Here is a 14,796-nt window from a genome sequence, read left to right on the forward strand (position 1 = left end):
GGCCGCGACGGCCCGCTCCAGCGCCTCGGCCCGCTGCTGCGGGTCGAGGGGCGGGACGGCGGGTCCGCCCACGCGCTCAGGCGCCGGTGATCGCGGCGACCTGCGTCGCCACCTCGCGGGCACGGGCCCGCAGGGTGGCCACGTCGGGCCCGGCGCGCAGCACGTCACGGCTGCTGCTCGCGAGCACCTGCGGGAGGGCTCCGGCGAAGACGCGGCGGACGTCGTCGGCGGTCGCCCCCTGGGCGCCGAGCCCGGGAGCGAGGATCGGGCCGCCCATGGTGGACAGGTCGACCCCGAGGTCGGCGACCGCGGACCCGACGGTGGCACCGACGACCAGGCCGATGCTCCCGAGCTCGCCGCGCTCGCGGGCCGCGGCGTTGTCCGCGGCCGCGTCGTCGGCGATCGCTCCGGCCACGGACCGGCCGTCGGCGAGGCGGGCGTGCTGGACCTGCGCGCCCTCGGGGTTGGAGGTGAGGGCGAGCACGAGGACGCCGCGGCCGGTGGCGTGGGCCAGGTCGATCGCCGGGCGCAGCGAGCCGTAGCCGAGGTAGGGGCTGAGCGTGATCGCATCGGCGGCCGCGGGGGCGTCCTTGCCGAGGAAGGCCTCACCGTAGGCGTCGACGGTCGTGCCGATGTCCCCGCGCTTGACGTCGAGCACGGTGAGGGTGCCGGCCTCGCGCAGGCCCTCGAGCGCGCGCTCGAGGACCGCGACCCCCTTCGCCCCGAAGACCTCGAAGAAGGCCGACTGCGGCTTGACGGCCGCGACCGCGCCGCCGAAGGCCTCGACGCAGGTCATCGTGAACCTCTCGAGACCGGAGAGGTCGTAGGGCAGCCCCCACGACTCGACGAGCCCGCGGTGCGGGTCGATGCCGGCGCAGAGCGGGCCGTGCTCGGCCATCGCTGCCTGCAGACGGACGCCGAAGGGGGTGTCCGCGGGCTCTCGGTGTGGGGTCTCGCTGCTCATGGGACGAACCTCTCGTGGGCGATGCCGACGACGTCGGACAGGCGGTCGAAGCCCCGCTCGGCCACGAGCTGCTCGAGCTCGCGCCCGACCCGCTCGGGCGCCGTCGGGTCGTTGAAGGCGGCGGTGCCCACCTGGATCGCGCTGGCCCCGGCGGCGACGAGCTCGAGGGCGTCGCGTCCCGAGCGCACTCCCCCGACGCCGACGATGGGCGCGCTCTTGATCCGACCGGCGCGCATGGCGCCGGCGACCTGCCAGACCGCGCGCACCGCCATCGGCCGGATCGCCGGGCCCGACAGACCGCCGGTCGCCGCGATGAGGTGGGGTCGCAGCCGGTCGACGTCGATGGCCACGCCGAGCGTGGTGTTGATCATCGTCAGGCCGTGGGCGCCCGCCTTGAGCACGGTGTCGGCGATCGCGACGATGTCGGTGACGTCCGGGCTGAGCTTGGCGAGCATCGGCAGTCCCCGCGGGACCTCCTCGCGCACGAGCGTCATCACCTTGTGCGAGCTCGCCGGGTCGCAGGCGAAGACCAGCCCGCGGTTGGCGACGTTGGGGCAGGAGATGTTGACCTCGATCGCGGCGACCGCGCCCACGTACCGGCTGCGGACGATGGCGCGGGCCACGTTGGCGAACTCCGAGGCGGTGTTGCCGGCGATCGAGACGACGACCCGCGCGCCGATCGAGTGCAGCCAGGCGAGGTCCTCCTCGACGAAGGCCTGCACGCCGGGCCCCTGGAGACCGATCGAGTTGAGCATCCCCGAGGGCGTCTCGGCCATGCGCGGGGTGCCGCGGCCGGAGACCGGATCGGCCTTGACCGACTTCGTGACGAAGGCCCCGAGCGCGGAGACGTCGATGAAGCGGTGCATCTCGCGGCCGTTGGCCGCGCACCCGCTGGCGGTCATCATCGGGTTGGGCAGGCGGACCCCCGCGAGGTCCACGGACATGTCGGTCATCGGACCTCCTTGGGGGCACCGACGGCATCGGACGGCACGCGGCACAGCCCGTCGTCGAAGGCCTCCCAGCGGACGCGGTCCCCGCGGAAGACCGGGCCCTCGAGGCAGCTGCGGACCATCTTGGTCGTGCCGTGGGCGTCGCGCACGGGCATGACGCAGGTCATGCAGATGCCGACGCCACAGGCCATGGCCTCTTCGACGGCGACCTGGGCGACGATGCCGTGGTCGGCGGCGATCGCGCTCATCGATCGCAGCATGCCCATCGGTCCGCAGCCGTAGAGGACCCCGGCACCGGTGCGAGCGATGAGGTCGGGCAGGACGTCGGAGACCCACCCCCGGGTGCCGGCCGACCCGTCATCGGTCGTCACCGTCACGCCGTCGGCGGCCCGGCGGGCCTCGACGACGCCGAAGAGCCGGTCGGCCGAGGCCGCGCCGAGGACGATCTCGACGTGGCAGCCGCGCTCACGCAGCTGCTCGGCGAGCCAGAAGAGCGGGGCGGACCCGTAGCCACCACCGACGAGGATGCACGGCACGGGCTGGGACGGCAGGGGGAAGCCGCGGCCCAGCGGGCCGATGACGCTGACGCCCTCCCCCGGCTGGAGCCGCGTGAGCTCCTGCGTGCCCGGGCCGTGGGCCGCGACGACGATCTCGGTCGTCGCGCCGTAGGTCCCGGCGGGGCTGACCCGGTGGATGGAAAAGCTACGTCGCAGCAGCATCGAGCTCGTGCCGTCGCCGACCGCCAGGGCCACGAACTGGCCCGGGCGGGCGATCTCGGGCAGACCCGGTGTCACGAGGGTGAGGTGCCGGTAGGACCCGACGGCGACATTGCCCAGGACCTCGGCCTCGACCTGGACGACGCCGGCCCCCTCCCGGGCCGCGATGGTGCGAGCCGTCACCGGCCCACCCCGTACAGGTCGAGGTCGCGGGCGTGCTCCTGGAGCGGCTTGACCCGCAGCTCGCCGTGGATGCGCGCCTCGATGGCCTGCACCGCCGCGCCGAGCTGCTGCACGGTCGTGACGATCGGCTTGTCCATCGCCGTGGTCGCCGCGCGGATCGCGTAGCCGTCGGCCCGGGCGTGCTGGCCCGACGGGGTGTTGAAGACCACGTCGACCCCACCGGCGAGGATCCGGTCGACGATGCTCATCTCCCCTTCGCCCCGCTCGGAGTGCTTGGTGACGACCTCGCACTCGACCGCGTTGCGGCGCAGCACGTCGGCGGTGCCCTGGGTCGCGAGGATCGTGAAACCGAGGTCGGCCAGGCGCTTGATCGGGAAGATCATCGCCCGCTTGTCGCGGTTGGCCACGGAGACGAAGACCGTCCCGGTCGTCGGGAGACCGCTGGCGAGGGACCCGAGCTGGCTCTTGGCGAAGGCGGCACCGAAGTCGGCATCGATGCCCATGACCTCACCGGTCGAGCGCATCTCCGGGCCGAGCAGGCTGTCGACGACGTCGCCCTCGCGGGTGCGGAACCGCTTGAACGGCAGGACCGCCTCCTTGACCGACATCGGCGCGTGGGCCGGCATGGAGCCCCCGTCGGCGTGGCGCGGCAGCATCCCCTCCTCCTTGAGGTCGGCGATGCTCGCGCCGAGCATGACCCGGGCCGCCGCCTTGGCCAAGGGCACACCCGTGGCCTTGGCGACGAAGGGGACGGTCCGCGAGGCCCGCGGGTTGGCCTCGAGGACGTAGAGGACGTCCTGCGCGAGCGCGAACTGGACGTTCATCAGGCCACGCACGCCGATCCCCTCGGCGAGGGCGAGGGTGGCCTCGCGGACCCGCTCGAGCTCGGAGGTGCCGAGGGTCGCCGGGGGCAGGGTGCAGCTGGAGTCACCGGAGTGGATCCCGGCCTCCTCGATGTGCTCCATGATCCCGCCGAGGTACATCTCGGTGCCGTCGTAGAGCGCGTCGACGTCGATCTCGATCGCATCGTCGAGGAAGCGGTCGACGAGGATCGGGTGCTCCGGGCTGGCGATGGCCGCGCGGGTCACGTACTCCGACAGGGTCGTGTCGTCGTAGACGATCTCCATGCCCCGTCCACCGAGGACGTAGGACGGACGCACGAGGACCGGGTAGCCGATCTCGCGGGCGATCTCGACGGCCTCCTCGGCGCTGAACGCGGTGCCGTGCTTGGGCGCGTTGAGACCCGCCTCGTGGAGCACCCGACCGAAGTGGCCGCGGTCCTCGGCGAGGTCGATCGCCTCCGGGGAGGTGCCGACGATCGGCACCCCGGCGGCCTTGAGCCGGTCGGCCAGGCCGAGTGGCGTCTGCCCGCCGAGCTGGACGATGACACCTGCCACGGGACCGGCCTGGGTCTCGGCGTGGATGACCTCGAGGGCGTCCTCGAGGGTCAGCGGCTCGAAGTACAGGCGGCTGCTCGTGTCGTAGTCGGTCGAGACCGTCTCCGGGTTGCAGTTGACCATCACCGTGTCGTAGCCGGCGTCGCGCAGGGCGAAGCTGGCGTGGACGCAGGAGTAGTCGAACTCGACGCCTTGGCCGATGCGGTTGGGGCCGGAGCCGAGGATGATGACCGCCGGCCGCTCGCGCGGCTCGACCTCGGTCTCCTCGTCGTAGGAGCTGTAGTGGTACGGCGTGCGCGCGGCGAACTCCGCGGCGCAGGTGTCGACGGTCTTGAAGACCGGGCGCACACCGAGGGCATGGCGCACACCCCGCACGACGGCCTCGTCCATCCGGCGCAGCCGGGCGATCTGGGCGTCGGAGAAGCCGTGCCGCTTGGCCAGGCGCAGCACCTGCGGGTTGAGCTCGTCCGCGTCGTGCACCTGCTGGGCGATGTCGTTGATCAGGGCCATCTGGTCGAGGTACCAGGGGTCGATCTTCGTCGCCTCGAAGACCTCCTCGACACTGACGCCGGCGCGCATGGCCTGCTGCACCTGCACGATGCGTCCGTCGGTGGGCGTCCGGGCGGCCTCGAGGAGGGCGCGTCCCTCCTCGAGGGTCGGCTGGTCACCGTCCCAGTGGAAGGCGGCGCCCTTGCGCTCGGCGGACCGCAGCGCCTTTTGCAGGGCCTCGGTGAAGTTGCGCCCGATGGCCATCGCCTCGCCGACCGACTTCATCGTCGTCGTCAGCGTCGGGTCGGCGGCGGGGAACTTCTCGAACGCGAAGCGCGGGACCTTGACGACGACGTAGTCGAGGCTCGGCTCGAAGGCCGCCGGCGTCTCCTGTGTGATGTCGTTGGGCACCTCGTCGAGGGTGTAGCCGATGGCCATCTTGGCGGCGATCTTGGCGATGGGGAACCCGGTCGCCTTGGACGCCAGCGCGGAGCTGCGGGAGACGCGCGGGTTCATCTCGATGACGATCATCCGGCCGTCGTCCGGGTTGATGGCGAACTGGATGTTGCAGCCGCCGGTCTCGACGCCGACCTCGCGGATGACGGCGATGCCGACGTCGCGCATCCGCTGGTACTCGCGGTCGGTGAGGGTCAGGGCGGGCGCGACGGTGATGGAGTCACCGGTGTGCACGCCGACCGGGTCGAAGTTCTCGATCGAGCAGACGACGACGACGTTGTCGGCCGTGTCGCGCATGACCTCGAGCTCGTACTCCTTCCACCCGAGGATCGACTCCTCGAGGAGGACCTCGGTCGTCGGGCTGTACTGCAGACCGGCACCGGCGATGCGGCGCAGGTCGGTCTCGTCGTAGGCGAAGCCCGAGCCGAGACCTCCCATGGTGAAGGAGGGGCGCACGACGACCGGGTAGTTGAGGTCCTCGGCGGCGGCCAGGCACTCGTCCATCGTGTGGCAGATGACCGAGCGGGCCGACTCGGCGCCGCAGCGCTCGACGACGCCCTTGAACCGCTCCCGGTCCTCACCGAGCTCGATCGCCTCGACACTCGCGCCGATGAGCGGGCAGTTGTACTTCTCGAGCACCCCCGCCTCGTGCAGGGAGATCGCGGTGTTGAGGGCGGTCTGCCCACCGAGGGTGGCGAGCACGGCGTCGGGACGCTCGCGCTCGATGATCTTCTCGACCACCTCGGGGGTGATCGGCTCGATGTAGGTCGCGTCGGCGAACTCGGGGTCGGTCATGATCGTCGCCGGGTTGGAGTTGACGAGGATGACCCGCACCCCCTCCTCCCGCAGGACGCGGCACGCCTGGGTGCCCGAGTAGTCGAACTCGCAGGCCTGTCCGATGACGATCGGCCCGGAGCCGATGACGAGGACGCTCTTGATGTCGTCGCGCTTGGGCATCAGGCCCGGGCCTCCTTGGTGCCGGCCGCGGCCAGCAGGTCGGTGAAACGGTCGAAGAGGTAGGCGGCGTCGTGCGGTCCGGCCGCGGCCTCGGGGTGGTACTGGACGGAGAAGGCGCGCAGTCGGCCCTCGTCGTCGCGCAACTCCAGGCCTTCGACGACGTCGTCGTTGAGGCAGACGTGGCTGACCGCCGCGACGCCGAAGGGGGTCTGCGTCACCCCGTCGAGGGGGGCGTCCACGGCGAAGCCGTGGTTGTGCGCGGTGACCTCGACCTTGTTGGTCGTGCGGTCGAAGACCGGCTGGTTGATGCCCCGGTGGCCGTACTTGAGCTTGTACGTGCCGAAGCCCAGGGCCCGGCCGAAGAGCTGGTTGCCGAAGCAGATGCCGAAGTACGGCAGGCCGGCCCCGAGGGCCTCCTGCAGCAGCGCGACCTGGTCGCCGGCGGTCGCCGGGTCGCCCGGCCCGTTGGAGAAGAAGAGCCCGTCGGGCGAGACGGCCTGCACGTCGGCGAAGCTCGCCGTGGCCGGCAGGACGTGCACCTCGATCCCGCGCTCGGCCAGCCGCGTCGGGGTCATCGTCTTGATGCCGAGGTCGATCGCCGCGACGGTGAAGCGCTTGTCCCCCTTCGCCTCGACGACGTAGGGCTCGGTGGTGCTCACCTGGGCGGCCAGCGCCGATCCGGCCATCTCCGGAGCGGCCTGCACGCGCTGGAGCAGGCTCGCCTCGTCGGCGAGGGCGTCACCGGAGAAGATGCCGACGCGCATCGCGCCGCGCTCGCGCAGGTGGCGCGTCAGGGCGCGGGTGTCGACCCCGGCGATGCTGACGATGCCCTGGCTGCGCAGCTCGTCCTCGAGGGAGCGGCGCGAGCGCCAGTTGCTCGGGCGGATCGCCGGGTCGCGCAGGACGTAGCCGGCGACGTGGATGCGGCTGGACTCGTCGTCCTCGTCGTTCCACCCGGTGTTGCCGACGTGCGGCGCGGTCATGACGACGACCTGACCGCGGTAGCTGGGGTCGGTGAGTGTCTCCTGGTAGCCGGTCATGCCGGTGGAGAAGACGGCCTCGCCGACCGTCTCACCGACGGCGCCGTAGGCGGTGCCGGCGAAGGTCCGCCCGTCCTCGAGGACGAGGACGGCGGGGGCGGTGCTGTGCTGACTCAATTGATGACCTCTCCATCGGTGGCCGTGACGCGGCCGCGCAGGATCGTCGTGCGGACCCGCCCGGTGAGGGTGTGCCCGGCGAAGGGGGTGTTGCGGGACAGGGAGTGCGAGGCGTCGGGGTCGACGGTGACCCGGGCGCCGGTGTCGACGAGCACGAGGTTGGCCGGCGAGCCGACCTCGATCGCCCGCCCGTGGTCGGTGAGCCCGGCGATGCGGGCCGGCGCGTGCGACATGCGCTCGGCGAGCGTGGCCAGGTCGATGCGACCGGAGGTGACCATGACGTCGTGCACGACGGCGAAGGCGGTCTCGAGCCCGAGCATGCCGAAGGCCGCGTCGGGGAAGGCGTGCTCCTTGTCGTGGCGGGCGTGCGGGGCGTGGTCGGTGGCGACCGCGTCGATCGTGCCGTCGGCCAGGGCCTCGCGCAGCGCCTCGACGTCCTCGGCCGGTCGCAGCGGCGGGTTGACCTTGTACACCGGGTCGTACCCCGCGAGCAGGTCGGTCGTGAGGACCAGGTGGTGCGGGGTGACCTCGGCGGTCACCCGGGCACCGCGCCGCTTGGCCCAGCGCACGGCCTCGACGCCCTCGGCGGTCGAGACATGCGCGACGTGGACGCGCGAGCCGGTGTGCAGGGCCAGCTCGGCGTCCCGGGCGATGATGCTCGACTCGGCGACGGCCGGCCAGCCGGCCAGGCCCAGTCGGCCGCTCAGCTCGCCCTCGTGGCAGCACGCCGACGGGCCGGCGAGGGCCGGGTCCTGGCTGTGCTGGGAGACGACGCCGTCGAAGGCCCGGACGTACTCGAGCGCGCGACGCATGACACGGGCGTCGTGGACGCACCGCCCGTCGTCGGAGAAGACGCGCACCCGGGCGCGGGAGCGGTGCATCAGCCCGAGCTCGGCGAGCTCGGCGCCCTCGAGCCCCTTGGTGACGGCACCGATGGGCTGGACCTCGCAGTGGCCCGCGGCGACCCCGAGGTCGAGGACCCGCTCGGCCGCCTCGGCGGTGTCGGTGACCGGGCTGGTGTTGGCCATGGCGAGGACGGCGGTGAAGCCGCCCGCCGCGGCGGCCGCGGACCCGGTGCGCACGGTCTCGGCGTCCTCGCGGCCCGGCTCGCGCAGGTGGGTGTGCAGGTCGACCAGGCCCGGGAGCAGGGCGAGCCCGTCCCCGTCGATGCGCGTGATGCCCTGGGGCGCCTCGCTGCTCGCGTCCGCGCCGAGCGCCGCGACGGCGCCGTCGCGCACGAGCACGTCGGTGGTCGGGCCGCCGAGCAGGGCGGCGCCGGTGATCAGCAGGTCGCTCATGACGTCTCCTCCCCGGGCAGTCCCGAGGCCAGCAGGTGGTACAGCACGCTCATCCGCACGGCGACGCCGACGCTCACCTGGTCCAGGACGAGGCTGCTCGCGGCGTCCGCCGCGTCGGCGGCGATCTCCAGACCGCGGTTCATCGGTCCGGGGTGGCAGATGACCGCGTCGGGGTTGGCGGCGGTGAGGGCGGCCAGTCGGTCGCGGGTCAGTCCGTAGCCGACCGTGTACTCACGGGCGGTCGGGAAGAAGCCTCCGGACATGCGCTCACGCTGCACGCGCAGCATCATCAGCGCGTCGACGCCGGACCCGATGACCTCGTCGAGGTCGTCGCTCAGGGCGAAGCCGTCGGTCTGCGCCCAGCTCGTGACCCCGCTCGGCATGAGGGTCGGTGGGGCCACGACCGTGACCTCGGCCCCCAGCCGCGGCAGCGCCAGGACGTTGGAGCGGAAGACCCGGCTGTGGGTGACGTCGCCGACGATCGCGATGCGCTTGCCCTCGAGCGAGCCGAGCCGGCGCTCGATCGTGTATGCGTCGAGCAGCGCCTGGGTCGGGTGCTCGTGGGTGCCGTCACCGGCGTTGACCACGCTGGTGCGCACACCGGACTCGTCGAACCACCCGGCGACCTGGTGGGCCGCGCCGGAGGCCTGGTGGCGCATGACGATCGCGTCGACGCCCATGGCGGCGATGGTGCGCACGGTGTCGCGCAGGGACTCCCCCTTCGACGTGGACGACCCCTTGCCGGTGATGTTGATCGTGTCGGCGCTCATCCACTTGCCCGCGATCTCGAAGGAGCTGCGGGTGCGGGTGGAGTCCTCGAAGAAGAGGTTGATGATGGTGCGGCCACGCAGGGTCGGCAGCTTCTTGACCTCGCGGTGCTGCACGTCGTGCATCTCGGAGGCGGTGTCGAGGACGGCGCGCAGGGCGGCGTCGTCGAGGTCGGCGACGGAGAGCAGGTGGCGGCTCATCGTGGCTCACCGCCCGAGATCGTCACGGAGTCGTCGACGCCGTCGTGGCCGGTGAGGCGCACGGTGACCCGCTCGGCCTGCGAGGTCGGCAGGTTCTTGCCGACGTGGTCGGCACGGATGGGCAGTTCGCGGTGGCCCCGGTCGACGAGGACCGCGAGCCGCACCGCGCGGGGGCGGCCGTAGTCGGACAGCGCGTCGAGCGCGGCGCGCACGGTCCGGCCGGAGTAGAGGACGTCGTCGACGAGCACGACGACCTTGTCGTCGACGCCGGAGGGCGGGAAGTGGGTCTGCTGGGGCGAGCGCGTGGGTCGCGCCCGCAGGTCGTCCCGGTACATCGTCACGTCGAGGGAACCGACGGGGACGTTCACGCCCTCGATCTCGGTGATGAGGGTGCCCAGGCGCTGGGCCAGCTCGACGCCACGACTCGGGATGCCGAGCAGGACCACGTCCTGCGCCCCCTTGTTGCGCTCGACGACCTCGTGGGCGATGCGGCGCAGGCCGCGGGCGACGTCGGAGGCGCTGAGGACCTCACGGGCGGGTGGCCGAGGGTCGACCTCGGCGGATGTCTGCGGACACATGGGTGTCTCAAGACCTCCTTCTCTGCCTCACGGGACAGTGGTTAAAGGATGTCGGTCGGCGTCGACTCTACCGCTCGCGGCAGGCGCCACCGAACCCGTCTCACACCCACCACCCACGGTGGACGTCCGCCACGTGGCACCGAGGAACCAATCAGCACATCATGGCTTTGCTTATGCCTTCCATAACTTCTTATTATCCTCCGGTGACCGAGACACCATCCCTTCTCCGGCTGACCGGCCTGCGCAAGGAGTTCCCCTCCCCGCGGGGTCCCGTCGTCGCCCTCGAGGACATCACCCTGTCCATCACCCGGGGCTCGATCCACGGCATCGTCGGCCGCTCCGGCGCCGGCAAGTCGACCCTCATCCGCTGCCTCACCGGGCTGGAGCGCCCCACCGCCGGCACCGTCGACCTCGACGGCACCGACATCCCGAGCCTCACCGGCGGAGCACTGCGCGCGGTACGGCGTCGCTTCGGCATGGTCTTCCAGCACGCCAACCTGCTCGACTCTCGCTCGGCCGCCGACAACATCGGCCTACCCCTCGAGATCGCCGGGTGGTCCGCCGAGGACCGTCGGGCCCGCGTCGCCGAGCTGCTCGACCTCGTCGGCCTCACCGACCGCGCCGACAACCACCCCGGCCAGCTCTCGGGCGGTCAGCAGCAGCGCGTCGGCATCGCGCGGGCGCTCGCCACCCGGCCCGACATCCTCCTGTGCGACGAGCCCACCTCGGCCCTCGACGCCGCGACGACCCGCTCGATCCTCGCCCTGCTGCGCGACCTGCGCGACCGGCTCGGGATCACCGTCGTCATCATCACCCACGAGCCCTCCGTCGTCCGCGAGGTCTGCGACACCGTGACCCTGCTCGCCGACGGACGCGTCCTCGAGAGCGGCCCCATCGCCGAGGTCGTCGCCGACCCGGCCGGCCGGCTCCACCGCGACCTCATCCCCCTTCCTCCCCCGCCCCTGGACCACGAGGGCGGTCACGTCGAGGTCGCCCTCGGTGACGCCCGCTCCGGCACCACGAGCGTCGACGCCGTCCTGGCGCTGCTGCGTGACGGCGGCGTGCCCGCCGAGGTCGCCGCCGCCACGCTCGAGACGATCGCCGGTCGCCGCGTCGGACGGATCCAGCTCGAGGTCGCCCCGGAGCGCACCGCCGACGCCGTGCGCCTGCTCGAGGCCGCCCACCTGTCCCCGGAGGTGGCCGCATGATCCCCGCCGTCGTCCCCGAGGACCAGTGGCTCGACAACCCGATCATCCAGCAGGCCGTGCCCACTGCCGTGTGGGAGACGCTCGCGATGACCGGTGTCGCCGGGCTGCTGACGGCCCTGCTCGGCATCCCGCTCGGGGTGCTGCTCTTCACCACCTCCCCCGGAGGCACCGCGCCCAACCCGCTCGTGCACCGGGTCGTCGGCGCAGTCGTCAACATCGGCCGGTCGCTGCCCTTCCTCATCCTGATGATCGCGATCATCCCGTTCACCCGCTTCGTCGTCGGGACCTCCATCGGCTGGCAGGCGGCCGTCGTGCCCCTCACCGTCGGGGCCATCCCGTTCTACGCCCGCCTCGTCGAGACCTCCCTGCGCGAGGTCCCCGCCGGCAAGGTCGAGGCGGTGACGATGATGGGCGCGACCCGCGGGGAGCTCACCCGCAAGGTCCTGCTGCCCGAGGCCCGCTCGGGACTCGTCGCCGGCCTGACGACCACCGTCATCGCCCTCATCGGCTACACCGCCATGGCCGGCGCCGTCGGCGGCGGCGGCCTGGGTGCCGTCGCCATGAGCTATGGATACAACCGCTTCGAGACCGACGTGATGATCGTCTGCGTCGTGCTCCTCGTCGTCATCGTCACCGTGGTCCAGGTCGTCGGCGACCTCGTCGCCCGCCGCCTCGACCGCCGCTGAACCCCCACCACGCCACCCCTTCGAGAGGAACGCATGTCCCCCCTTCGCCCCACGTCCCGCGCCGCCGCGCTCGTCGCCGTCCCCGCCCTCGCCCTGTCCGCCTGCGGCGCGGTCAAGGACGATACCGAGGGCCCGGCCGCCGGCGACGGCGGCGTCACGACGATCACCGTCGGCGCCTCCCCCACGCCCCACGCCAAGATCCTCGAGTTCGTCGACAAGGAGCTGGCCCCCGAGGCGAAGCTCGACCTCGAGATCACGACCTTCGACGACTACATCCAGCCCAACGTGCAGCTGTCCGAGGGCACCCTCGACGCGAACTACTACCAGCACCTGCCCTACTACGAGGCGCAGGTGAAGGACCGTGGCTACGAGTTCGCGCACTTCGAGGGCATCCACATCGAGCCCTTCGCGCTCTACTCCGACAAGGTCAAGGACGTCGAGGACCTGCCGAAGGGCGGCCAGATCGGCATCAACAACGACCCGTCCAACCAGGGCCGGGCACTGCAGCTGCTCGCCGACCACGACGTCATCACCCTCAAGGAGGGCAAGGACGCCACCAACGCGACGATCTTCGACGTCGCGGACAACCCCAAGGAGCTGGAGTTCAAGGAGACCGACCCGGCCCAGCTCGCCCGTTCCCTCCAGGACCTGGACGCGGCGGTCATCAACGGCAACTACGCGATCGAGGCCGACCTGTCGACGCAGGACGCGCTCATCGTCGAGGAGGGCAAGGAGAGCCCGTACGCGAACTTCCTCGCCGTGCAGCAGTCGAACGAGGACAACGCCGCGCTGAAGAAGCTCGACGAGCTGCTCCACTCGCCCGAGGTCAAGGCCTACATCGAGAAGACGTGGCCGAACGGTGAGGTCCTGCCCGCCTTCTGATCCAGGCACCCTCTCGGCCGGTCACCGCACCCGCGGTGGCCGGCCGTCGGCGTCGGGTCAGACGGGTCGGGTGACCTGTCGCCGGCGGGGACGCGCTCCCGCGCGGTCGTCGCGCACACCGGTGATGACCGGCTGCAGCGCCAGGACCGCCTCGACCGTGCCCAGGGCCCGCAGCTCCTCGAGCAGCACCCGGGTCGGGGTCATCAGCCGCAACCGACCTGCGACGGCATCGTCGAGGAGGGACCCGACGCCCTCCCAGCGGGAGTCGACGGCCTCGCTCGTGAGGTGCCGCGGCTGCGGTCCGGTGCGCTCCACCGGCAGGACGAAGAAGGCGACGTCGAAGCGCTTGGGCACACCCTCCGGTGTCACCCAACAGTCCCAGGGGTGCAGATCGGCCGGGGCCGCCACGTGGCCGGTCTCCTCCGCGAGCTCCCGCAGCCCGGTGGCGATCCGGGTGCGCGCGGCCGCCGCGGCATCGGGCACCGGCCGGCCTAGGTCGGACCACCGATGCACGTGCTCGACGACCAGGGACTCGGGGAGGGCAGCTGCGCCCCCTTCGTCTCGTCGGAGGGGTCGCACCGGCCGCCGGGGAAGACGACGACGCCGGCCGCGAAGTCCATCGTCGTGGCCCGGTGCTGGACGAAGGCCTCGAGACCGTCGGGACCGTCACGCAGCGGGATGACGCTCACCGCGGGACGCGGGACGACGGGGCTCACTCGCTGACCGGGGCCTCATCCTCGACGTCCTCGGCGACGTCCGCGCCCTCCTCCGTCTCGGCTGCCACCTCGTCGGCGGTCACGATGCCGGCGCGCAGGTTGGTCTGCTCACTGAGGTAGCGCAGCACGACGGCACCCACGGCCGCCACGGGGACGGCGAGGAAGGCTCCGACGATGCCGAAGACGGTGCCGCCGACGGTGACCGCGAGCAGGATGACGCCGGCGTGCAACTGCATCGAGCGCCCCTGGAGGAAGGGCTGCAGGACATTGCCCTCGATCTGCTGGACGGCGATGATCAGCGCCAGCACGAGCAGGGCGGTCGTCGGCCCCTGGGCGACGAGCGCCACGAGCACCGCGAGGAAACCGACGGCGAAGGCACCGACGATCGGGATGAAGCCGCCGAAGAAGGTGAGCACGGCCAGCGCGAAGGCCAGCGGCACCCCGAGGACGGCCAGGCCGATGCCGATGAGGACCGCGTCGACGGCCGAGACGATCGCCTGGGTGCGGATGAAGCCGCCGAGCGTCACCCACGAGCGGGTCGCGACCTCGGTCAGGTGGCCTCCGGCCCGCTCCCCCGCGACCCTCCGGACGAAGGGGAGGAACTGCGGCCCGTCCTTGAGGAAGAAGAAGAGCAGCACGAGGACGAGGACCAGCGTGACCAGCCCGGAGCCGACCGCCGAGGCACCGGCCAGGGCGCCGCTGGCGATCTGGCCGCTCTGCTCCTGCAGCCAGGTCGTCGCCGAGCCGACGGCGTCGTCGATGGCTGCGGAGTCGAGGTTGAAGGGGGGCCCCGAGACCCAGGCCTGCAGCTCGGTGATGCCCTTGCTCGCCTGCTGGGCCAGGTCGCCGGACTGGCTGATCATCGACGGGGTGATCGCCCCGAGCACGCCGAAGAAGACGGCGAGCGAGCCGAGGATCACCAGCGCCGCCGCGAGCGCGGACGGCAGGCCGCGCTCGCGCAGCCACCGGGTCGGCGGCCACAGCACGGTGGCGACGACGAGGGCGAGCAGGATGGGGAAGACCCCGACCCACAGCTTCGCGAGGAGCCACCACACGATGACGGTGGCACCCGCGACGAGCAGCAGGCGCCACGACCAGCGGGCGAGCCAGGTGATGCCCTCGCCGATGACGACTCCCCGGTCGAGGACCCCGTCCCGGTCGGGTTCGGTCTCGTGCACGGTGCTCATGTGA

Annotated in this window: 14 protein-coding genes; 3 read left to right on the plus strand and 11 right to left on the minus strand. The window is 72.1% G+C overall.

Annotated features, from left to right (window positions below):
- Window positions 1–76: 76 nt before the first annotated feature.
- Genes pyrF through pyrR form a run of 8 tightly spaced genes read right to left on the minus strand, consistent with a single transcriptional unit; the run spans window position 77 to window position 10,113 of the window.
- Window positions 77–964, minus strand: a complete 888-nt coding sequence (gene pyrF, locus JAN01S_RS06780; protein ID WP_068315614.1) for an orotidine-5'-phosphate decarboxylase — start codon at window positions 962–964, stop codon at window positions 77–79.
- Window positions 961–1,917: a dihydroorotate dehydrogenase gene (locus JAN01S_RS06785; protein ID WP_068315617.1), complete on the minus strand. Its 957-nt coding sequence runs from the start codon at window positions 1,915–1,917 to the stop codon at window positions 961–963. The genes pyrF and JAN01S_RS06785 overlap by 4 nt, the downstream gene beginning before the upstream one ends.
- A complete protein-coding gene (locus tag JAN01S_RS06790) occupies window positions 1,914–2,813 on the minus strand; it encodes a dihydroorotate dehydrogenase electron transfer subunit (RefSeq protein ID WP_218000009.1) in 900 nt (299 codons plus the stop codon). The genes JAN01S_RS06785 and JAN01S_RS06790 overlap by 4 nt, the downstream gene beginning before the upstream one ends.
- Entirely contained in the window at window positions 2,810–6,112 is a 3,303-nt protein-coding gene (carB, locus tag JAN01S_RS06795; protein WP_068315621.1) for a carbamoyl-phosphate synthase large subunit, read from the minus strand. Before carB ends, JAN01S_RS06790 begins: the two co-directional genes overlap by 4 nt.
- On the minus strand, window positions 6,112–7,269 hold the full coding sequence (carA, locus tag JAN01S_RS06800; protein ID WP_068315624.1) for a glutamine-hydrolyzing carbamoyl-phosphate synthase small subunit: 1,158 nt from the start codon (window positions 7,267–7,269) through the stop codon (window positions 6,112–6,114). The genes carB and carA overlap by 1 nt, the downstream gene beginning before the upstream one ends.
- On the minus strand, window positions 7,266–8,567 hold the full coding sequence (locus JAN01S_RS06805; protein WP_068315627.1) for a dihydroorotase: 1,302 nt from the start codon (window positions 8,565–8,567) through the stop codon (window positions 7,266–7,268). The genes carA and JAN01S_RS06805 overlap by 4 nt, the downstream gene beginning before the upstream one ends.
- Window positions 8,564–9,535: an aspartate carbamoyltransferase catalytic subunit gene (locus JAN01S_RS06810; protein WP_068315629.1), complete on the minus strand. Its 972-nt coding sequence runs from the start codon at window positions 9,533–9,535 to the stop codon at window positions 8,564–8,566. The genes JAN01S_RS06805 and JAN01S_RS06810 overlap by 4 nt, the downstream gene beginning before the upstream one ends.
- Window positions 9,532–10,113 (minus strand): bifunctional pyr operon transcriptional regulator/uracil phosphoribosyltransferase PyrR, encoded by a 582-nt coding sequence (pyrR, locus tag JAN01S_RS06815; RefSeq protein WP_068315632.1) that lies wholly within the window; start codon window positions 10,111–10,113, stop codon window positions 9,532–9,534. Before pyrR ends, JAN01S_RS06810 begins: the two co-directional genes overlap by 4 nt.
- 173 nt (window positions 10,114–10,286) lie before the next feature.
- Here pyrR and JAN01S_RS06820 point away from each other — a divergent pair, with 173 nt between their 5' ends.
- The 3 genes from JAN01S_RS06820 to JAN01S_RS06830 are packed head-to-tail and all read left to right on the plus strand — an operon-like array spanning window position 10,287 to window position 12,889.
- Window positions 10,287–11,321 carry a methionine ABC transporter ATP-binding protein gene (locus JAN01S_RS06820; protein ID WP_068315635.1) on the plus strand — a complete coding sequence of 345 codons (1,035 nt, stop codon included), beginning with the start codon at window positions 10,287–10,289 and terminating at the stop codon, window positions 11,319–11,321.
- Complete coding sequence (locus JAN01S_RS06825; protein ID WP_068315638.1) at window positions 11,318–12,007, plus strand: methionine ABC transporter permease; 690 nt, start codon at window positions 11,318–11,320, stop codon at window positions 12,005–12,007. Before JAN01S_RS06820 ends, JAN01S_RS06825 begins: the two co-directional genes overlap by 4 nt.
- A 33-nt stretch (window positions 12,008–12,040) precedes the next feature.
- The gene (locus JAN01S_RS06830) at window positions 12,041–12,889 is read left to right on the plus strand and encodes a MetQ/NlpA family ABC transporter substrate-binding protein (protein WP_068315641.1); all 849 of its coding nucleotides are present in this window, start codon (window positions 12,041–12,043) and stop codon (window positions 12,887–12,889) included.
- Between the two features lie 57 nt (window positions 12,890–12,946).
- Here JAN01S_RS06830 and JAN01S_RS06835 read toward each other — a convergent pair whose 3' ends face one another.
- The 3 genes from JAN01S_RS06835 to JAN01S_RS06845 are packed head-to-tail and all read right to left on the minus strand — an operon-like array spanning window position 12,947 to window position 14,792.
- Window positions 12,947–13,372, minus strand: a complete 426-nt coding sequence (locus tag JAN01S_RS06835) for an NUDIX hydrolase (protein ID WP_068315644.1) — start codon at window positions 13,370–13,372, stop codon at window positions 12,947–12,949.
- An 8-nt stretch (window positions 13,373–13,380) separates the two neighbouring features.
- Complete coding sequence (locus JAN01S_RS06840; protein WP_068315647.1) at window positions 13,381–13,605, minus strand: NUDIX hydrolase; 225 nt, start codon at window positions 13,603–13,605, stop codon at window positions 13,381–13,383.
- Window positions 13,602–14,792 carry an AI-2E family transporter gene (locus JAN01S_RS06845; protein ID WP_068315650.1) on the minus strand — a complete coding sequence of 397 codons (1,191 nt, stop codon included), beginning with the start codon at window positions 14,790–14,792 and terminating at the stop codon, window positions 13,602–13,604. The genes JAN01S_RS06840 and JAN01S_RS06845 overlap by 4 nt, the downstream gene beginning before the upstream one ends.
- Between the last annotated feature and the right edge of the window lie 4 nt (window positions 14,793–14,796).

Origin of the sequence: Janibacter anophelis NBRC 107843 (assembly GCF_001570945.1) — a bacterium.
In the GTDB taxonomy this organism is placed as follows: Bacteria; Actinomycetota; Actinomycetes; order Actinomycetales; family Dermatophilaceae; genus Janibacter; species Janibacter anophelis.